The following is an 18,952-nucleotide window of genomic DNA, read 5'->3' as shown; positions in this document are numbered from 1 at the left end:
CCGGGATTGCTTGTGCGGCCTCATACTTCGGTCCCGACGCGCGGTATCGGACGATCGGATGCCTGCCGGTCGTCGGCGTGCAGACAGTCCTCGAGGAATCCGAGCACCCGCAGGTGATAGGCGCGTGCGGCCCAACTCAGGCTGATGTTGTGCCCGGCGCCCGCCTGCCGCTCCACCGCCACGCACGGCGCACCGGTGAAGCGCGCGGCCATGTCCCGCACCGTGTTCGGGTCCTGGCGCCACAGTCCCTCGTGTTCGGCGAAGGTGCACCGGACCGGCACCGCCACCTTGGCCGCGACGCGCGGGAACACCATGGGCCAACGCGGCGCCTCGGCCAGCTCGAGGACCGGCGTCGGCGCGACGATGGCCGCGCTGGCGCGAAAGGTGGCAAGCGGGTACAACCGCGGCGGTCCCCACCCACGCAGCGACCGCCTGCGCGCGTCGCCGAGCTGAAACAGCTGCCGCGCGTATCGATGCCCGCACCCGGAGATGTCCACGCCGAGCAGGCGGGCCGTACCGAATGCCACGGCGGCCAGCCGCAGCGCGAGCATGCCGCCGAAAGAATGTCCCAGCAGCAGTATCCCGGCACCGAGGTCGTTCTCGGCGGCGAATCCGGCGAGCGCATGCCGCACGGTGCGCGCCTGCGCCGCCTGCGATTGTCCTTCGCGCAGTTGCGCACTCGAATGGCCGTAGCCCGGCCGGTCCACCGCCAGCACCGTATAGCCGAGGCGCGCACCGAGACTGAGCAGCGATACCTCGGCCGTCGCCTGCCCGTCGAAGTAGCCCGCACTCATCCCGGCCCCGTGCAGCGCCACGATCGTCGCGCGCGGCGCTTCGTAGGGCTGAGCGAGTAGCGCGGACAACGTGATCCCGCCGCCATCCAGCAGCACCGGCCGCACGCCGCTGGAACGGGCTAGTTCCGTGGTCGTCACCGCAGCGCCTCGCCGACCGTGGCGGCCCCGGCACGGGCCACCCCGTCCGCCGGACCGAACCAGCGGCGCAGGGCCGCCGTCAACGCCGTGCGATCCCGCTGTTCGGCCGCCGCCCACGCCACGTAGCCGTCCGGGCGGATCAGCACGGCGGTCACGTCCTCGAGACCGCGCCGCTCGGACAGCTCGGCGCCGACGGCGGTGACCCGGTCCCGCCACGGTGCCGCGGCGTCCTGCAACGCGCTGTCGCCGACAAGGTCCAGCAGCACACCGCGCGCCGGATGCAGCAGTTCGGTGGTCGTGGTCGGGCCATTCGACGTGCGCACCGGCCGTGGCGGAATCCGCCTGCCCTGCAACGGATGTGCGGAAGGATTCGACTCGTATCGGATGTCGAGCCCGCTCACCGCGCCCGCGAGGTAGCGCTTGGTGTCGTCGTAGGCGATCAGCTCCGTGAACAGCTCGCGCAGCGGATCCGCCTCGGCCCCGGTGATATAGAGCATCCCTTGCACCCGGGTGTTGTCCAGCAGCCGGGCGCCGACCGGATGACGTTCGTCGTGGTAGGTGTCGAGCAGCTCCGGCCCGGCCGATCCGCGCACCACGGCGCCGAGTTTCCACCCGAGATTGGCCGCGTCCTGAACACCGGTGCTCAACCCCTGACCGCCCGCCGGGAGGTGGATATGTGCCGCGTCGCCCGCCAAGAACACGCGGCCCCTGCGGTATTCCGCCGCCTGCCGGGTGGCGTCGGAGAACGAACTGGCCCACGCCGCGCGGCCGTGGGCGATCGACTGCCCCGTGATGCGTTCCCACGCCGCGGCGAGCTCGGCGAAGCCGATCTCGGTGCCGCGCTGCACCACCGGTGTCTCGTGCTCGCAGACCACGACCCGATCCACGCCGGGCGCCAGCGGCATGGCCATGATCATCCCGCCGGGCAGGCGCTCGCCGAACGGGCGCGGGGCGATGTCGCAACCGACCACGTCGGCCAGATACATGCCGAGAGTGCCTGCCGTGCCGGGAAACTCGAAGCCGGCGAGTTTGCGCACGATGCTGTGCCCGCCGTCGCAGCCGACGAGATACCTTGCGCGCAAGACCTTTTCACCGCCGCAGAGTCGCGCGGTTACCGCGACGCCGGTCCCGTCGTCATCCAGACCGGTCACTGTCCAGCCCCGCCGGATGTCCGCGCCGAGCCCGCCCGCCCACCGCTCCAGCGCCGCCTCGGTCTGCGATTGCGGCACCCCGCGCGCCCCGAAATGACAGTCCTCCAGCACCGTGTAGTCGAACAGCAGGCCGCCGAAGTGGCCCATCGGGCTCTGCTCCAGCCCGCCGACGGCCGCGAGCAGGCCGCGCTGGTCGAAGGTCTCCATCGCGCGGGCGGTGAAGCCGAGGCCGCGGGACTGGCCTGTCGGTTCCGGCAGTTGTTCCAGCACCACGACATCGGCACCGGCCAGCCGTAATTCGCCGGCTAGCAGCAGGCCGGTCGGACCCGCGCCGACCACGATCACATCGGTGTCCACGTTCGCTCTCCTTGTCTGCACGGCGCGGTCAGTGCTCGGCACCGGGCGGCCCGAACCAGTGGCGCAGCCGGCCGTCGAGGTCCGCGTCCGCGGAACCCGCCCAGCTCACATAGCCGTCCGGCCGTACCAGCACCGCCTCGGTGCCGATCTCGGCACCGGCGGCGACCTCGGCCACGACGACCCGCTTGGACCAGGGCGCCACCACCTTCGCCAGCGCCTCGACCTGTGCGGGGCCGAAGCCGAGCACGAGGCCGGCCCCGGTGCGCAGTGCCGCGCCGCTCGTCCCGGCGGGCTCGCGCAGCCGCACTTCGGGCAGCCGGAGGCCGAGCCAGGGGTGCTCCCCCGGTTCCGCGGGATAGCGCACGTCCAATCCGCTGACCATCCCGGCTAGGTGCGCACGCACCGGCTCCGCCGCGATCAGGTCCCGCAGCATGGTCCGCAGCGACTCGACTTCCGGCCCGCCGAGCAACAATTCGGTTTGCACCCGGATGTTCGACAAGATTCGCGCGCCGACCGCACTGCGTTCGGCGTGATAGGTATCGAGCAGGTGCTCGGCCCGCGCGTCGATGGCGCGGGCCAGCTTCCAACCCAGGTTCACGGCATCCTGCAGGCCTAGGTTCAGCGCTTGACCGCCGCTGGGCATCTGCTGATGCGCGGCATCGCCCGCGAACAGCACGCGCCCGGCGCGGTAGGCCCGCACCTGTTTGCTCGCATCGTCGAAGGCGTTCACCCACAGCGGCTTTCCATGCCCGATCGCCTCACCGGTGACCTGCTGCCACGCCGCGACGACCGCATCGAAGGACGGCTCGCCCACCCGCTCGGCGCCACCGGTACCGAAGCGATGCACCATCACCCGGGTGATGCCGGCGGGATTCGTGACCGCCGTGGCGAATCCGTGCTCGTAGCGCTGGAATCGCCGGTCCTCGACGGCCAGTCCCGCCACGTCCGCGCGCAGCAGTTCGCGGGTCGCCGCCCTGCCCTCGAACGCCATGCCGGTACACGCGCGCACCGTGCTGTCCGCGCCGTCGCAGCCGACGACGAAGTCCGCACGCAGCACTCGGGTACCGGCCGTGGTCCGCGCGTGAACCTCGACGAAGGCACCGTCGTCGCGCACCGCCGACACCGACCAGCCGCGCCGGACCTCGGCCCCCAGCGCGACGGCCCAATCATGCAACAACTCAACGGTTCTGGTCTGCGGTACCTTCCACTGTCCGGGAAACCGGCTCGGCATGGTGAGATCGAGCGCGATGCCCCCGAAGTGGCCGCGCGGTTCGTTCGGCACGGTGCCGAGCGCGTCGACCAGGCCGCGGGCGTCGAAGATCTCCATCGTCCGCGCGTGCAGGGTCGAGGCCCGCGACTCCGTCGACGGCGTCGCACGCGCCTCCAGCACCACCACCTCGACGCCGCCGAGGCGCAACTCACCCGCCAGCATGAGCCCGACCGGGCCCGCGCCGACGACGACTACCTGCGTCTGTTCGATCATCTGTCAGTCGCGTCGCTCGGCGAAGGACTTCGCGTGCCGCAAAGTGGTCATGCTGTTGGTGCTCAACGCGTTCCGCACGAAATCCTTGGCATCCTCTAGCGTCTTGTCCGCGCCGAGGATCGAGGCGATCCGCTCGGTGTTGATCGTGACGGTGTGCTGCGAGGTCGCCAGCACGCCGTCGGCGTTCTCGGCGAAGGTCCACCGCCCCGTGTGCAACGACATCAGCGCCGGCAGGGTCACCTGCTTGTAGACGATCGAGTGGTGCGGGCAGGTGACCCGATAGGACTTCGTGGTGTGCACCGAGCCGTCGCGCGTCTTGGTGTCCATCTCGAGTGTCTGCAAGCCGGGTGCGGGTTCTTCCAGCCGCGCCGCGGCGACGTGCGGCAGCCGCTCGGTCCACAGCTGTGCCTGATCGATGAATTCGTATGCCCGTGTGGCCGACCCGGCGATCTGCACCGAGTCCTCGAAGGAGAAGGTGGCCTCCGTCGCGGCATAAGCGAATTCGAGCTCGACCCGCAGCCCCTCCAGTTCACTGCGCGAATTGCGGTCGACCGCCTCGTCGATCCAGGCGAGACCGTCCGGATCATCGTCCACGGCGCGGTAGGTGTGTTGCAGCCGGACCAGGGCGGAGTTCGCCGAACGCGCCTCGATCAGCCACGCGCCGCTCATGAAGGCCACCGGCGGCGCCGAAACCTCTTGCTGGAAGGTGATTTTCCGGGCCGTCGGATCGAGCGTGCGGCGTGAGGTCCAGTTCTTCGCGGTGCCGTTGGCGGTGGCCCAGACCCGGATCCGCTCGCTGCCCTCGGTCTGCTCCAGGTGCTCGACGTAGATCGTCGGACCGAAGATGCGCGGCCAGCTGCCGACATCGGCGATCAGCGCGTACACCGTGTCGGCGGGTGCGGCGATCTCGATCTCGTGCTCGACCTCGCGCATGGTGCTGCTGGTGGTCATCGAATTACCTACTCCTCGAGCTCAGAAATTGCCAAGTCCGCCGCAGACGTTCAACGCTTGCGCCGTGATGGATGCGGCCGTGTCGGTGGTCAGGTAGCCGACCAATCCGGCCACCTCCTCCGGGGTGGAGTAGCGCCCGAGTGGGATCTTGGCCTGGAACTTCTCCAGGATCTCGGCCTCGCTCTTGCCGTAGGCGTCGGCGTATCCCTGCCGGACCCGCGCCGCCATAGGCGTCTCCACGTAACCGGGGCACACGGCGTTGACCGTGATGCCGGTGGGGGCCAGCTCATTACCGAGCGCCTTGGTGAAGCCGACGACGCCGTGCTTCGACGCCGAGTACGGCGCGCCGAGCACCACGCCCTGCTTGCCCGCGGTGGAGGCGATGTTGACGATCCGGCCGCGGTTCTTCGTGCGCATGCCGCCGGTGTTGAGCACCTCGCGGGTCAGCCGGAATACGCTGGTCAGATTGGTCTCGATGACGTCGTTCCAGAGTTCGGCGGTGAGATCGGCGGTGACGCCGCCGCCGCTGCGGCCCGCGTTGTTCACCAGCACATCGATCGACCCGAACGCGTCGACAGCGGCCTGGACGAACTGCTGCACCTCGGCGTCGGAGCGCACATCCACCGCGGCGCCGTCCACCGTAAGTCCTTCCGAGCGCATCTGTTTCACCGTGGCGATCACGTTCTCCTCGGTGCGCGCGCCGATGAACACCCGGTGTCCCGAGCCGCCGAGCAGGCGGGCGACGGCCAGTCCGATACCGCTGGTCGCCCCGGTCACCAGGGCGACGGGCGCTTCGATCTTCGACATCTGTGCTCCTCCTCAGGCCGCGTTCGCGAGCCGCGCGTTGACGGCACCGATCAGTGCCCGCGGCGTGGTGGCGGCGAGCAGGGTGTCCTCGTCCAGCGAGATGTCGAACTCGCGCTCGATCCGGCCGCTGGCCTCGAGCAGCGCGAGCGAGTCGTAACCGAGGTCGTCGAAGAGCACGTCGAGCACGGGCTCGGTGAAGTCGACCCCGTCGTCGCCCGCGGCCTCGAGCATGATCCGGCCCAGGTCGGTGAGTGTGAATCCGTCAGCCATTGTTGTTCTCCTTCATGAGTTTTCGTTGCTCAGCACGAGCGCGGAGTTGAATCCGCCGTAGCCCCGCGCCAGGACCAGCGCGGTGCGCACCTCGGCCGGGCGGGCCTGGCCGAGCACCAGGTCCATCCGCGCCTCGGGATCGGCCTCGATGTTGACCGTCGGTGGGATCAGGCCGTGGCGCATGGTCAGCAGCGCGGCGACGAGATCGAGCGGCCCGGCACCGGAGTACAACCGGCCGGTCATCGTCTTCGGCGCGGTGACCGGCACGGCGCCGGCCCCGAATACTTCCGAAATCGCCCGCGCCTCATCGCGATCGAGTTCCGGCAAGCCGGCCGCGTCGGCGAACACCACGTCGATGTCCGCCGGTGTCCGCCCGGCATCGGCCAGCGCCGCCTCGATCGCCTTGCGCAAGCCCGGCCCCGCCGGATCGAAAGTCGCCGCGTAGCCGGCGATCTCGCCGTAGGCGCGGGCACCGCGGGCCCGCGCGTGCGCATCGGACTCGACGAGCAGGATCGCGCCGCCCTCGCCGGGCACGTGCCCGTTCGCGCGGGCATCGAAGGGCAGGTAGGCGTCGGCCGGGTCGTCGCTGGTGCTCAATCGCCCGCTCGCCTGCTGCCCGATCCAGCCCCACGGGCACAGCGACGAGTCGATCGCGCCCGTCACGATGGTGCTGGTGCCCTTGCGAATCGCGCGCCGGGCCGCGGCGACGGCGTCCAGTCCGCCCGCCTGATCGCTGACCAGCACGCTGGCCGGTCCCTTCATGCCGTTGCGAATCGCGATCTGGCCGCTGTTCACGGCGTAGAACCAGGCGAAGGACTGGTACGCGCTGACGTACTGGCCGCCGCGCTGCCAGAGGTTGCGCAGCTCGCGCTGACCGAACTCGAACCCACCGGCCGAGCTGGCGGTGATCACGCCCATGTCGAATTCCGGCAACCGGTCCGGCGTCAGTCCGGCATCGGCGAACGCCCAGTCCGTCGCGGCCAAGGCCAGCTGGGTCATCCGATCCGTCTGCGGCAGCAGCCTGCCCGGCAGATGCTCGGCGGCCTCGAAGCCGGGGACCTCACCGGCGAGCTGGGACGGATATCCGCTCGGGTCGAACCGGGACACCCTGGCGATGCCCGACTTACCCGCCACGGTCGCGGCCCAATACTGCTCCGCACCAAGGCCGTTCGGTGCCGCGACGCCGAATCCGGTGACCACCGCCCGCGTCATGCCGCGCTCCGTTCGGCGCGGGCCAGCACCATCGCGCTCTGGAAACCGCCGAACCCGCTACCCACGGTCAGCACCGCGTCGGTCACGTGCTCGCGCGCTGTCAGCGGCACATAGTCCAGATCGCACTCCGGGTCCGGGGTGTGCAGGTTCGCCGTCGGCGGCACGGTGTTGTGCGTCATCGCCAGAATCGAGGCGGCGATCTCGATCGAGCCGATCGCGCCGAGCGAATGCCCGACCATCGATTTGATCGAGCTCACCGGCACCTCGTAGGCCCGCTGCCCGAGGCTGCGCTTGAAGGCCGCGGTCTCGTGCCGGTCGTTCTGCTTGGTGCCCGAGCCGTGCGCGTTGATGTAGTCGATCTCGTCCGGGTTCATCTCGGCCTCGTGCATGGCGACCCGGATGGCCTCGGCCATCTCGACGCCGTCGGGCCGCAGTCCGGTCATGTGGTAGGCGTTGCTGCGGGTCGCGTAGCCCGCGATCTCGGCATAGATGCGCGCGCCGCGCCGCTTGGCCGACTCGAGCTCCTCGAGCACGAACACCGCGGCGCCCTCGCCGAGCACGAAGCCGTTGCGGGTGCCGTCGAACGGACGCGAAGCGGTGCCAGGCTCGTCGTTGCGCGGCGAGGTCGCCTTGATCGCGTCGAAGCTGGCGACGGTGATCGGGGAGATCGGCGCGTCGGTGGCGCCCGCCACCATGACATCGGCGGTGCCCTCGCGGATCAGATCCACCGCGTAGCCGACCGAGTCGAGGCCGGAGGTGCAGCCGGTCGAGATCACCGTGGTAGCTCCGCGCGCCCCGACCAGCTCGGCCACCTCCGCGGCGAACGAGCTCGGCACCAGGCAGTTGTACAGGTGCGGCACGGCGTATTCGTGGTCGACCAGATGCAGCCGGCCGGCATCGCTGACCACGCGGTATTCCCAGTCCAGGCTGGTGGCCGCGCCGACCGCGGTGCCGATCGTGACACCGACCCGGTACGGGTCATAGCGGTTGAGGTCGATCCCACTGTCGCACACCGCATCACGTGCCGCGACGGCGACGAACTGCGCGGCCCGGTCCATCCGCCGGACCTGCTGCGGGCTGAGGCCGTTGGCCTCGGGATCGAAGTCGACCTCCGCGGCGATCTTGGACCGGAACGGCGCCGGATCGAAGAAGGTGATGCCCCGGGTCGCCGTGCGGCCCGCGCTCAGCAGATCCCAGAACGCGTCGCGACCGACGCCGCCGGGTGCGAGCACCTCCATGCCGGTGACGACGACTCTTCGCTCGTTCACGATTCGGCTGCCCAGCTGTAGAACCGGGTGGCCATGGCGTCGGAGGGGGTGCGCCACTGCGGGTCGTAGGCCTCGATGAACGGCTTCAGGTCGGCGCTGATGCCGACGAAGCGCGGATCGGTCTTGGCCTCCTCGATCCGCTCGCCGCCGTCCGCGGCGTCGAAATCCTGCAGGTGGAAATAGAGTCCGCGGTAATAGAACAGCTGCCTGCGACGGGTACCCATGCGGTGCGGCATCTCCGTGCCATCGAATTCGGCGAACAGGTCCGCGACCTGCCGATGTGATCCGGGATCCATCCGCGCCACAATCAATGTGCTGTGCATCGGAGTTGTCTCCTTCTACTAGATTCGACGCTCGCAATCCCAGAAAATCGCCGATCGCGGCGAGCGGACTGCGGACTGCACTGGCGAGGATTCGTTACTCCACGCGGCGGGTAGCGATTTCGACCCCGGCTTCCATGATCTTGAAGGCGCCGACAATAATCAAGATTCGAATCGGTCAGGACATTGTCAAACTTTCGACGCCACTCCGTATAGCCGAAATCCGGTAGAGCACAGGGAGTGTCAGCGAACTGTCAATTCGCTCCGCCCGCCGGCCGGCGGGCACATGCTCGGATTTGACCAAGAATTGACACAAATATGCAGAACTCGGTATTGCCCTTTCAGTGGCGCGCTGGAGATTATGGTGCTGAGTTCGATACCGCCGACTCGCCGCCGCGCGCTGCGCCGTCGCGAGGTTTTTCCGCGCACCGGCGAATATGCGGCCCGCGGTCTCATTCGTCGGACCCGCCGCGACAGCCGCAGGCCAGACCCACGACATATCCGAAAGGTACCGATCGCGATGCGATTCCTGCTCACGACATTGCCCGGCACATCACATCTGTTGCCGCTGGTGCCCTTCGCGCGGGCGGCACTCGCCGCCGGACACGAGGTGCGGGTGGCCTGTACCGGTCCGGCGCTGCCCGCCGCGGTGGCGGCCGGATTGCACGCGGTCGCCGTGGACGACGGCGCATCGGCGCGGCCGTACGAGGAGATCGTGCGCCGGATCGGCGAGACCGACATGACCGAGACCTTGTCGCCGGCGCAGCTGCACGCCCAGTTCGCGGCGGCGTTCGGCGAGACCGGCAATCTCATGCTCGGCGGGCTGGTCGAGGCCGTCCGGGAATGGGCCGCCGACGCCGTGGTGTACACGCCCATGGCGGTCGCCGGTCTGGTCGCGGCGCGCGCGACGGGCACGACGGCCGTCATGCACGGCCTCGGCACGCGCTGGCCCACCTATGGCCCCGCGCTGGCCCATCTGCACAGCGCCGCAACCGATCTCGGCGTCGCCGAATGCGTCGAGGCCGATATCGAGATCGACGTCAGCCCACCCTCGCTCGAGGCCATCCACCAGCGCAGCACACCCGCGCCGACGGAAACCTACGCGGACCGCATCGAGGCCATGCGCTACCTGCCCTACAACGGCGGCGGGGAACTGCCTGCCTGGGTGCGTGCGCCGCGCACCGGGCGCCGCCGGGTCGCGGTCACCCTCGGCTCGCTGACCGCGACCTATGGGGACGGCACGCTGCTGCGCCACATCATCAAGGGCGCCGCGGACCTGGACGTCGAGATCATCCTGATGACCGGCGATGCCACCCTGCCCGGCCCGTTGCCCGAGTATGTGCGCCCGGTGCCGTGGCTGCCCTTGCGCGCCGTGCTGGAATCCTGTGCGGCCGTTGTCCATCACGGCGGGGCGGGCAGCATGTACGCGGCGCTGGATGCCGGTGTCCCCCAGCTGGTCCTCCCGGATCGCGGCACCGACAGCGATACCAACGCCCAGATCGCCACGACCCGCGGCGTTGCGCTGCGGCTCGACGCCGGTGAGATCGGCGCGAGCAGCATCGAACAGTCGCTCGGCAAGCTGCTCGACTCCGAATCCCAGCACGACGCCTGCACCGAGGTAGCTCAGGAGATGCACGACATGCCTTCCCCCAGCACAGTCATCGAACGGATCGCGGCCGCGATCACCGCGGCGCAGGCGGGTGCGCGATGAGCCCGGTCGAGGTCAGAAAGCTCGGCATCGCGGGCGCGGTGGAGTTCTCCGTGCCGGTATATCGGGACAGCCGTGGGCTTTTCACCAGTCCGTTCCAGATCGACGCGTTCGACTCGGCGCTCGGCCACGGCCTGTTCCCGGTCCGCGACATCAGCCACAACGTCTCGGCCCGCGGGGTGCTGCGCGGCATCCACTACACGACCACCCCGCCGGGGCGCTCGAAGTACGTCTACGTCCCGTACGGTCGCGTCACCGACTACCTGGTCGACCTGCGCGTCGGCTCACCGACCTTCGGGCGTTGGGAGCAAACGGAATTGGGCAGCGCGGGCGCTACGGCAAAGGCGCTGTTCATTCCGATGGGGGTCGGTCACGCCTTCCTCGCGCAGGAAGACGATTCGATCGTGGTCTACGTGATGTCGGAGGGATACGAGGCCGCCAACGAGCTGGCCGTCTCCCCACTCGACCCGGAGATCGGGCTGCCGATCCCCCGCATACCGCGCCCCGAACAATCCGAAAGAGACCAAGCTGCCCTGACTCTCGCGGAGGCGGGCGAACGCGGCCTGCTGCCCGACTACGCGACCTGCCTCGAGCTGGAGGCCAAGCTGTGGCACTGACACCTCCCCTGGTCACCCTGCTCGGCGCGACCGGCTTCGTCGGCTCGGCGGTGCTGCGTGAACTCGCCGCGCGCCCGATCCGGCTGCGCGTGGTCGCCCGGCATCCGGCCCCGATTCCGCAGGACGCGCGGGCCACGGTCGAGGTGTGCACCGCCGACCTCACCGCGCCAGGCGTGGTGGCCCGCGTGGTCGCCGACGCCGACATCGTCGTGCACTGCGTCGCCTACATCAACGACGGCCCGTCGACCTGGCGGATCGCCGAGGGCGACGACGCCGCCGAGCGGGTCAACGTCGGCATCGTCGCCGACTTGGTCGCGGCGCTCGAGCCGCGCACCGACCCGGTCGGCGTGGTCTTCGCAGGCGCCGTCTCACAGGTCGGCAAGGGCGCGGGCGCGATCATCGACGGCACCGAGATCGACGCTCCCTCAGGCGAATACGACCGGCAGAAGCTCCGAGCGGAACGACTGTTGCTCGACTCGCTTGCGACCGGACCGCATCGGGCGGTCTCGGTCCGGCTGCCGACGGTCTTCGGCAGTGGCCCGCGCGCGACCGCGCGGGACAAAGGCGTCGTCTCGATGATGATCCGGCGCGCGCTGGCCGGCGACCCGCTGACCATGTGGCACGACGGCACCGTCAAGCGCGACGTCGTCTATGTCGAGGACATCGCGAGGGCGCTGGTGGCCGCGACCGAGCACACCACCGAATTGGCCGGGCGCGCCTGGGTACTCGGGTCCGGTCACGGCATCCCGCTGGGGCAGCTGTTCGCCACGATCGCGGACCTGGTCGCCGAGCGCACCGGGGAGCGGGTGCCCGTCGTCTCGGTGCCGCCGCCCACCCATGCCGAGGCGGGCGATCTGGTGCACATCACCATCGACTCCACGGCCTTCCGCGCGGTCACCGGCTGGCAGCCGACCGTGTCACTGCAGACCGCACTGCGCCGGACCATCGAGGTCTGCGCGGCCGAGCAGGTCGGCACCGAAACAGCGACCGGCTGAGCCGGAGCAACGATGCCATCGCGGCTCGCGTGAAATGCGGTGGCACAGCTGAAGAATGGAGCACACATGGACGTCGGACTCGTCTTCGATCTCCGCAACCCCAGCCAGTGGCAGCGGCCGTGGGCCGACCACTACGCGCGCACACTGGAGTTCTGCGAAGAGGCCGATCGGCGCGGTGCCGGTGGCATCTGGTTCACCGAGCACCACCTGTTCGAGGACGGCTATCTGCCGCAGCCGCTGACCTTCGCGGCCGCCGCGGCGGCGCGCACCCGCAACGTCCGGATCGGCACCGCCGTCGTGCTGCCCGCGCTGCGCAAGCCGGCACAGCTGGCCGAGGAGGCCGCCGTCGTCGATCTGATCAGCGGCGGCCGACTAGAGCTCGGCCTCGGCGCCGGCTACCGCGTCCCCGAATATCAGCTGTTCGACGCCGATTTCAGCAAGCGGTTCGCCCGCACCGGCGCGACGATCGAACAGGTGCGCCACCTGTGGGAGACCGGCGGGGTCACCCCGGGCCCGGTGCAGCAGCCGGTGCCGCTGTGGGGCGGGTTCTACCGCCCGCGCGGTGCGCGGCTGGCCGGTCGGCTCGGCATCGGGCTGATGCACATCTCGCACGAGATGTTCGCGCACTATCAGGTGGGCCTGGTCGAGGGCGGCCACGATCCGGAATCGGCCCGTGTCGCGGACCTGGTGCCGATTCTGCTGGCCGATGACCCGGAGGCGGCCTGGGCCCGCGTCACGCCGTATCTGGCACACCAGAAGAACACCTATCGCAGCTCCTCGGTCGAGGGCACCGACCGCCCCGCCCCGCCGCTGCTCGGTCCGGACGACCTACGCGTGCGCCCGCTGGACGGCTCGTGGGGACACCTGGAGATCCTGACCCCCGAGCAAGCCGCGACCCGGATCAAGGCGCGCATCGCGGGATTGCCGGTGCGGCACTTGATCTTCTGGGCCGACATCGCCGGCATGCCCGACGATCTGGTGGCTCGCAATATCGAGTTGGTGAGCGAGCACCTGCCGCCGCTGCTGGCCAGGGAACTCGATGTGGCAGGCACCGCCCGATGAGCGCTCGGAGACCCGCATGACCGGCGAACTCTACATCGCGGGCTGCGCCACCTGGCTACCGCCGACCGTGTCGACCGACCAGGCGGTGGCGGCGGGCGACTGCGACGAGAAGCTGGCGGCCATGACCGGCATGGCGTCGGTCACGGTGGCGGAGAAGGAATCCGGTCCGGAGATGGCCGCCAACGCCACGACCGCGGTGCTCGACCGGACCGGCATCGGGCCCGACCGAATCGACCTCATCCTGCACGCCAGCCTATATTTCCAGGGCCATCACCTCTGGTCGCCCGCCTCCTACATTCAGCGGGTCGCGGTCGGAAACACCTGTCCGGCAATGGAAATTCGGCAGGTGTCGAACGGCGGCATGGCCGCGCTGGAGCTGGCGGGCGCCTACCTGACGGCATCGGCGGACCGCGATTGCGTGCTCATCACCAGCGGCGACCGGATGAACCCACCCGAGTTCGACCGCTGGCGCAGCGATCCCGGCACCGTCTACGCCGACGGCGGCACGGCGCTGCTGGTGTCGCGGCGCTCCGGATTCGCCGTCCTGCGTGCACTGCACACGGTTTCGGACCCCGAGCTGGAGGGGATGCACCGCGGCGGCGACTCGTACGGCGCACCGTCGCTCACCGCGCCGCCCACGGTCGATCTGGACGCGCACAAGCGGGAGTATGTCGGAGCGCGTGGCCGCCAGTACAGCGCCGCGCGGGTGGCAGCGGGCCAAAAGGCCGCACTGCACGGCGCGCTCGACGCGGCGGGCGTCGAGCTCGCGGATATCGCGCGAATATCGTTGCCGCACATGGGCTGGCGCCGGATCAAGGCCGGCTTCCTGACGCAGTTCGGCATCGACGCGGACCGCACCACCTGGTCGTGGAGCCGGACCATCGGTCACCTCGGCGCCGGTGATCCCGTCGCGGGTCTCGACCACCTGGTCGGCACCGGCGCGGTCGGCCCGGGTGAGCTGTGCCTGCTGGCCAGTGTCGGTGCCGGATTCAGCTGGTCCTGCGCGGTCGTCGAAATCCTCAGCCGCCCACCGTGGTCGGCCGATGCCGAGGAGAACTCCCATGGGTAACCCGTCTCTGGTGATGATGTTTCCGGGCCAGGGTTCGCAGTACCCGGGCATGGCCGCCGGGCTCTATCGACAGGAACCGACGTTCACCAGGGCGATGGACGAGGTCTTCACCGCCTTCGGCACGGAAGGCGCTGCGCTGCGCGAGGATTGGCTCGCCGAAACGCCCACCGTACCGATCGACCACGTGACGCGGGCGCAGCCACTACTGTTCGCCGTCGACTACGCCATGGCGCGGATGGTGCGCAATTGGGGCTTCGACCCTGACGTCGTCATCGGGCACAGCATCGGCGAACTGGCCGCGGCGACCTTCGCGGAGATCCTCTCGCTGCCCGAGGCCACGGGTGTGGTGCTCGATCGGGTACGCCGGATCGCCGCCGCGCCCGCGGGCGGCATGCTCGCGGTGGCCGCGACCGTCGAGGAGGTGGAACCATACCTGTCCGCCGATGTGGCCCTCGCGGCGATCAACGCGCCACGTCAGACCATCCTGGCCGGTCCCGACACCGCGCTGGCCGCGGTATCGGCGGACCTGCGCGCCGCGGGCCGGACCTGTCGAACGGTGCCGTCGCTCAGTGCGTTCCACAGCCCGATGCTGCAGCCCGCGGCCACCGGCAGCCTCGCGTATCTGGCCACGCTCACCCCGCGCACACCGCGCGTCCCGGTCTACTCGTGCTACACGACCCGGCCGCTGGATCAGGCGACGATCGCCGATCCGGCGTACTGGGCGCACCATCCCGTGGCGACGGTGCGGTTCTGGCCCACCCTCGATGCCCTGGTCGGCGCGCACGAGCGGCTCGTCTGCGTCGAAGCCGGTCCAGGACAAGGCCTGTCGACCGTCGCGCGCAGGCATCCCACCATGCGCGCGGGCCGCGGCACGGTCGTGTCCGTCTCGCCCGCCCGCGCGGGCGGCGCGCAGTGGCAGGCCGCGGCCGCGGCCTTCGCCGCCCTCACCGCGGCGTGCCCGCCGCTGCCCTGATCACCCCGCCGCCTCCATCGGCACCAGCTTCTCCTGATCGGCGGCCAGCCGCATCAGCAACGTGTGTGCCACCGAGGCCAGTGTCACGTGCCGGTGCCAGCCGCCGTAGCTGCGCCCGGAATAGTCTCGGACACCGGCCTTGTCGGCGACCTCGATGCTGTCGCGTTCTACCCTGGGCAGCGCCGCGGCCAGCCGGATCAGCTCGCCGACGCGGTCCGTCGGCAGATCCGTCAGCCACAGCGTGCGGGTGGACGAGCCGTGCTGCGCGGGGATTTCCAGCAGCGCCAGTTCCGCCGCGGACCCGCCGATGGAATTGCGCGCACGGGGAGCGAAACCGACTGTCACCGCGGCAGCCCGCGGCGATCGCGTTTTGCCGGGCAGTTCACCGTTGGCGGGCAACAGCATCCGGCGACGGCTGCCCTTCGCGGCTTTCATGATGTCGCCCGCCGGAATGAGGCAGTCACCGCGGTGACCGGTCAGCATCTCATCGGCAACGTGCAATTTTGCGGCATGGTCGATGCGCGACAGCGTCGGAATGCCGTGCGCGTGCAACCGGGGCACCACCGCGCGGATATCGAGGTCCCTGGCGTCGAGCACCACCGGCCGCGCCGGCAGGTGCCAGTCCTGGCGCAGCCGCAGGCACAGCTCGACGATCAGATCCTCGCGCAGCTGGGGCAGCAGATCCGGCGGAATCGCCGCGGACGAGCGCCGATGCTGGTCGTCGAGCCAGCCGCGGGGCAGATGCAGGCGCCAGTCGACCGGGGCGGTGAGTTCGGGCGACACCGCCCAGATCGCGGTCGCCTGTTGCACATTCACCACCCGGCCCGCGGTGGGCAGGAAGCGCCGCTCGACCCCGACCGAATGCTGGCCCGACTTCTTGATCGCCATCGAGTGCACCACCAGCGACTCGATCTCCTGCCTGCCGAACAGGTACTCGGCAAGCGCGAGGCGAACCGGTGCCCAATTCCAGTTCGACGCGCTGATGAAATGGTGCAGACTTTGATCGGTGACGGCACCGTCGAGCGAACGCGCGATATTGCGCACCGATTTACGACCGGGCGACTCCAACAGCCCTTTCAAATATTGCGCCGCTCGGCTACGTTGATCTTTACGCGGAAACGAAGAGAATAGAACATTGCACAGCTCAGCGGCCTCTTCGAAATCTTCGAACATACGAATGCTCCCCAATATTGCTTTGAACCCGCGGAGATTCCAGACAGCCCGGAAATTGTTAGACCAACTTGCGAGTGCGGCGTCCGACGCTCATTACTCTACACAGGTGACATAATCTGCGAAGCTCCCCTTCTCGCATTTGACAAAGATTTGACATAGCCACCCCGCACCATTAGAGGTTCCGGGTTCCCGGCCTGACAAAGATCTGACATCGGCGCCCGCGAGGCTGGGACCTGGCACCGACACCGCGCCCGGACACACGAAAACGCCCAGGTCAGTACGGTTCTGACGGGCTGGACGTTGATCACCCGCGAACGCTAGCCGACAACCGGGCATCGCGGAACCGGATGGATCGCCAATTAATTACGGATTCTCGCCAATCCGCCTGCCCGAACCGACGATCGGCGCGGTCTTCCCGCCGCGCTGGACCAGCAGCGCGATATGCAATCGCGAGGGACAGCCGAGCTTGGCCATCACCCGCCGCAGGTGGTTGACGATCGTCCACTCCGACAACCCGAGCTCGGCCGCGATCATCCGGTTGGTCTTGCCGGTCGCCACCAGTTCGGCGATCTCCCGCTGGCGCGGGGTGAGCGTGCCCAGCACCCCGGCGCCACACAGGCTCAGCACTCCGGCGCCACGCGGGCCCGCCGCCGAGCGCACCGATCGCGCGTAGTCGATCGCCGCCGTCAGGCTCATCGTGGCGGCCCGGCGCACGGTGTCCTCGAACAACCGCTCCCCCAGCAGATCCGGCCAATCGACGCGCGCGCCGTCGGCGTCCGGCGGCGGTATGCCGAGGCCGGCACGCAGACCGGCACCGGCCAGCACCATGGTCGCCGCCGCGGTCGCGTACTCGGCACCGGCCAGGGCGTAGGCCGCGCCGGAACCCTCGATGGCACAGATCGCTTCGAGCGGATAACCGTGCACCTGGGGATGCTCGAGCACCTCCTGATAGATCAGCAGCGCGTGGTCGGCGGTACAGAGCCTGTTGCTCGCCAACGCATTACGCAGGGCCAGCCCGCCGTCGCGGGCCGCGATCCGCCGAATCCGGTGCCGCAGCGCGGTCCACTCGGCCGTTACCGGCGCGAGCGGGGCGAGTGCGGTCAAGGCGAGTTCGATCGCGTCGGTCGCGGCCGGGTCGGCGGCCTGCCCGTCGAGCCGCAGCAGCGCCGCCGCCTCGCTCAGCAACGCGATCGCGCGCTGAAACCGCCCCGCGGACAACGCCCATCGGCCCAGCAGCAGCGAACCGCGCCACCGGATCGCACGCGGTTGATCGCCTGCCAGACCAGCCGCGAGGCGTCGCTCCACCGCGCCGAGACGCCCGCAGCGAATCCAAACGTCTTGCAGCTCGGCCGCAATGCGCAGAGCATCGTCGGCGCGACCGGCGGCGCACAGCTCGCTGATCGCCAGCAGGAAGTCCTCGACATGCACTTCGGCGCCGGCGGGCACGGGCCTGCCGGGATCGGTACCGCGCCCGAGGGATTCGGCCAGCCGGCACAGTCGATCCAGATGCTCGGCGCGCAGCCCGGCGGCGCGCTCGGGGTCGGCGGCCAGTCGGTGGCGACACCAGATCCGCACCGTCGCAGTGAGTTCGTAGCTGACACCGCCCTGCGGGTCGAGCCTGCCGTGCAGCAGGCTGCGGCTCACCAGCTCGGCCAGTGCGGCGGTGGTCGCCTCGTCGTCCAGGCCACCGAGCACGAGCACCGCGCCGCGATCCACACCGGCCGCGCACTGCGCCAGCCGCAGCAGCAGCTCGAGCGACGGCGCGTCCGCGTCGGTCAGACCCCAGTCGATGGCGGCGCACAGCGATCGGTGCCGCGCGGCGGCGCCCGCGCACCGACCCGACACCAGATCCTCGCCCGCCTCGATCCGGCGCAGCGTCTCGGCCGCGCCGACCCGCGCGATGGTGGCCCCGGCCAGCTCGAGCGCCAGCGGCACGCCCCCTACGGCTCGCGAAATCTGATCCAGCACGGCCTTTTCCACGAACACCCTGGTATCTCCGTAGTGGCCGCCGATGCTGTCGAGCAAGAGCCGCGCCGCGGGCGCCAGCGCGCCGTGCACGGCCGGTTCCCCGGTCGGCAGGGCGGACACACACAGCACGCACTCGCTGCGCAGGCCGAGCGGCAAGCGGGAGGTCAGCACGATGCGCAGGCGCGGGCACCGGTCGAGCAGCTGCGCGATATCTCGCGATATCGACTCCGCCACCAGGTCGCAATTATCCAGCAGCACGATGGTCGGACCGGCGGCGAGTGCGGTCGCGATGCTCCTGAGCAGCCCGGCAGGCTCCCCCGCGCGGGGCGGCACGGGGTCGCGCACCTGCTCGAGCACCGCGGCGAGGGCGGTGGCACGGTCGGCCGCCGCCGCGAGATCCACTGCCACCACGGGGTATTCGTGAAACACACTGGCCCGCAACGCCGCCCTGGCCAGCACGCTCTTCCCGACACCCGCCATGCCGGTCAGCGCGAGCAGCCGGATCCGCCGATTGGCCAGTAGCCCGGCCAGTTCGGCGAGCTCGTCGGTGCGATGCGCCAACACCGGCGTCCCGCGCCCCGCGAACGACATCTCGAGCCCCCTTGCTCGCATCGCGGCGGCATTTCGCCGCCGTGC

Annotated in this window: 17 protein-coding genes; 6 read left to right on the top strand and 11 right to left on the bottom strand. The window is 69.9% G+C overall.

Annotated elements, in window-relative coordinates; genetic code table 11:
- Positions 1-20: 20 nt before the first annotated feature.
- The 9 genes from F5X71_RS07330 to F5X71_RS07290 are packed head-to-tail and all read right to left on the bottom strand — an operon-like array spanning position 21 to position 8,754.
- Positions 21-932: an alpha/beta hydrolase gene (locus tag F5X71_RS07330; RefSeq protein WP_167461252.1), complete on the bottom strand. Its 912-nt coding sequence runs from the start codon at positions 930-932 to the stop codon at positions 21-23.
- Positions 929-2,440: an FAD-dependent monooxygenase gene (locus F5X71_RS07325; protein ID WP_238815767.1), complete on the bottom strand. Its 1,512-nt coding sequence runs from the start codon at positions 2,438-2,440 to the stop codon at positions 929-931. The genes F5X71_RS07330 and F5X71_RS07325 overlap by 4 nt, the downstream gene beginning before the upstream one ends.
- Before the next feature lie 28 nt (positions 2,441-2,468).
- Entirely contained in the window at positions 2,469-3,923 is a 1,455-nt protein-coding gene (locus F5X71_RS07320; RefSeq protein ID WP_167461250.1) for an FAD-dependent monooxygenase, read from the bottom strand.
- Positions 3,924-3,926: 3 nt separating this feature from the next.
- Positions 3,927-4,874 carry an aromatase/cyclase gene (locus tag F5X71_RS07315; protein WP_238815766.1) on the bottom strand — a complete coding sequence of 316 codons (948 nt, stop codon included), beginning with the start codon at positions 4,872-4,874 and terminating at the stop codon, positions 3,927-3,929.
- 21 nt (positions 4,875-4,895) lie between these two features.
- Positions 4,896-5,681 (bottom strand): 3-oxoacyl-ACP reductase FabG, encoded by a 786-nt coding sequence (gene fabG / locus F5X71_RS07310; RefSeq protein WP_167461249.1) that lies wholly within the window; start codon positions 5,679-5,681, stop codon positions 4,896-4,898.
- 12 nt (positions 5,682-5,693) lie between these two features.
- The gene (locus tag F5X71_RS07305; RefSeq protein WP_167461248.1) at positions 5,694-5,951 is read right to left on the bottom strand and encodes an acyl carrier protein; all 258 of its coding nucleotides are present in this window, start codon (positions 5,949-5,951) and stop codon (positions 5,694-5,696) included.
- Between the two features lie 12 nt (positions 5,952-5,963).
- Complete coding sequence (locus F5X71_RS07300; protein ID WP_167461247.1) at positions 5,964-7,163, bottom strand: ketosynthase chain-length factor; 1,200 nt, start codon at positions 7,161-7,163, stop codon at positions 5,964-5,966.
- Positions 7,160-8,431, bottom strand: coding sequence for a beta-ketoacyl-[acyl-carrier-protein] synthase family protein (locus F5X71_RS07295; protein WP_275106773.1), 1,272 nt, complete (start codon positions 8,429-8,431; stop codon positions 7,160-7,162). Before F5X71_RS07295 ends, F5X71_RS07300 begins: the two co-directional genes overlap by 4 nt.
- Positions 8,428-8,754, bottom strand: coding sequence for a TcmI family type II polyketide cyclase (locus tag F5X71_RS07290; protein ID WP_167461246.1), 327 nt, complete (start codon positions 8,752-8,754; stop codon positions 8,428-8,430). The genes F5X71_RS07295 and F5X71_RS07290 overlap by 4 nt, the downstream gene beginning before the upstream one ends.
- A gap of 517 nt (positions 8,755-9,271) precedes the next feature.
- Between F5X71_RS07290 and F5X71_RS07285 the strand changes: the two genes are divergently transcribed.
- The 6 genes from F5X71_RS07285 to F5X71_RS07260 all read left to right on the top strand — a co-directional run bounded on the left by F5X71_RS07285 (position 9,272) and on the right by F5X71_RS07260 (position 15,175).
- Positions 9,272-10,462 carry a nucleotide disphospho-sugar-binding domain-containing protein gene (locus F5X71_RS07285; RefSeq protein WP_167461245.1) on the top strand — a complete coding sequence of 397 codons (1,191 nt, stop codon included), beginning with the start codon at positions 9,272-9,274 and terminating at the stop codon, positions 10,460-10,462.
- On the top strand, positions 10,459-11,076 hold the full coding sequence (locus F5X71_RS07280) for a dTDP-4-dehydrorhamnose 3,5-epimerase family protein (protein WP_167461244.1): 618 nt from the start codon (positions 10,459-10,461) through the stop codon (positions 11,074-11,076). The genes F5X71_RS07285 and F5X71_RS07280 overlap by 4 nt, the downstream gene beginning before the upstream one ends.
- Positions 11,067-12,071, top strand: coding sequence for an NAD-dependent epimerase/dehydratase family protein (locus F5X71_RS07275; RefSeq protein WP_167461243.1), 1,005 nt, complete (start codon positions 11,067-11,069; stop codon positions 12,069-12,071). The genes F5X71_RS07280 and F5X71_RS07275 overlap by 10 nt, the downstream gene beginning before the upstream one ends.
- A gap of 66 nt (positions 12,072-12,137) precedes the next feature.
- Positions 12,138-13,133 carry an LLM class flavin-dependent oxidoreductase gene (locus F5X71_RS07270; RefSeq protein ID WP_167461242.1) on the top strand — a complete coding sequence of 332 codons (996 nt, stop codon included), beginning with the start codon at positions 12,138-12,140 and terminating at the stop codon, positions 13,131-13,133.
- Positions 13,134-13,149: 16 nt separating this feature from the next.
- Positions 13,150-14,202: a ketoacyl-ACP synthase III family protein gene (locus F5X71_RS07265; protein WP_167461241.1), complete on the top strand. Its 1,053-nt coding sequence runs from the start codon at positions 13,150-13,152 to the stop codon at positions 14,200-14,202.
- Positions 14,195-15,175 carry an acyltransferase domain-containing protein gene (locus F5X71_RS07260; RefSeq protein WP_167461240.1) on the top strand — a complete coding sequence of 327 codons (981 nt, stop codon included), beginning with the start codon at positions 14,195-14,197 and terminating at the stop codon, positions 15,173-15,175. Before F5X71_RS07265 ends, F5X71_RS07260 begins: the two co-directional genes overlap by 8 nt.
- On the opposite strand, the gene F5X71_RS07255 is transcribed toward F5X71_RS07260, so the two are convergent.
- Complete coding sequence (locus tag F5X71_RS07255) at positions 15,176-16,348, bottom strand: IS701 family transposase (protein ID WP_167461239.1); 1,173 nt, start codon at positions 16,346-16,348, stop codon at positions 15,176-15,178.
- Between the two features lie 363 nt (positions 16,349-16,711).
- Entirely contained in the window at positions 16,712-18,907 is a 2,196-nt protein-coding gene (locus F5X71_RS07250; RefSeq protein ID WP_167461238.1) for a LuxR C-terminal-related transcriptional regulator, read from the bottom strand.
- Positions 18,908-18,952 lie beyond the last annotated feature (45 nt).

The sequence above is a fragment of the Nocardia brasiliensis genome, from assembly GCF_011801125.1.
Classification (GTDB): Bacteria; Actinomycetota; Actinomycetes; order Mycobacteriales; family Mycobacteriaceae; genus Nocardia; species Nocardia brasiliensis_C.
Note: the sequence above shows the minus strand (reverse complement) of the source record. Positions and strands in the feature narration are given on the sequence as shown.

Coding starts and splice junctions, on each gene's coding strand:
- F5X71_RS07305 (WP_167461248.1), bottom strand. CDS start 5,951: ATGGCTGACGGATTCACACTCACCGACCTGGGCCGGATCATGCTCGAG.
- F5X71_RS07320 (WP_167461250.1), bottom strand. CDS start 3,923: ATGATCGAACAGACGCAGGTAGTCGTCGTCGGCGCGGGCCCGGTCGGG.
- F5X71_RS07255 (WP_167461239.1), bottom strand. CDS start 16,348: ATGTTCGAAGATTTCGAAGAGGCCGCTGAGCTGTGCAATGTTCTATTC.
- F5X71_RS07315 (WP_238815766.1), bottom strand. CDS start 4,874: ATGACCACCAGCAGCACCATGCGCGAGGTCGAGCACGAGATCGAGATC.
- F5X71_RS07270 (WP_167461242.1), top strand. CDS start 12,138: ATGGACGTCGGACTCGTCTTCGATCTCCGCAACCCCAGCCAGTGGCAG.
- F5X71_RS07285 (WP_167461245.1), top strand. CDS start 9,272: ATGCGATTCCTGCTCACGACATTGCCCGGCACATCACATCTGTTGCCG.
- F5X71_RS07260 (WP_167461240.1), top strand. CDS start 14,195: ATGGGTAACCCGTCTCTGGTGATGATGTTTCCGGGCCAGGGTTCGCAG.
- fabG (WP_167461249.1), bottom strand. CDS start 5,681: ATGTCGAAGATCGAAGCGCCCGTCGCCCTGGTGACCGGGGCGACCAGC.
- F5X71_RS07265 (WP_167461241.1), top strand. CDS start 13,150: ATGACCGGCGAACTCTACATCGCGGGCTGCGCCACCTGGCTACCGCCG.
- F5X71_RS07280 (WP_167461244.1), top strand. CDS start 10,459: ATGAGCCCGGTCGAGGTCAGAAAGCTCGGCATCGCGGGCGCGGTGGAG.
- F5X71_RS07290 (WP_167461246.1), bottom strand. CDS start 8,754: ATGCACAGCACATTGATTGTGGCGCGGATGGATCCCGGATCACATCGG.
- F5X71_RS07300 (WP_167461247.1), bottom strand. CDS start 7,163: ATGACGCGGGCGGTGGTCACCGGATTCGGCGTCGCGGCACCGAACGGC.
- F5X71_RS07250 (WP_167461238.1), bottom strand. CDS start 18,907: ATGTCGTTCGCGGGGCGCGGGACGCCGGTGTTGGCGCATCGCACCGAC.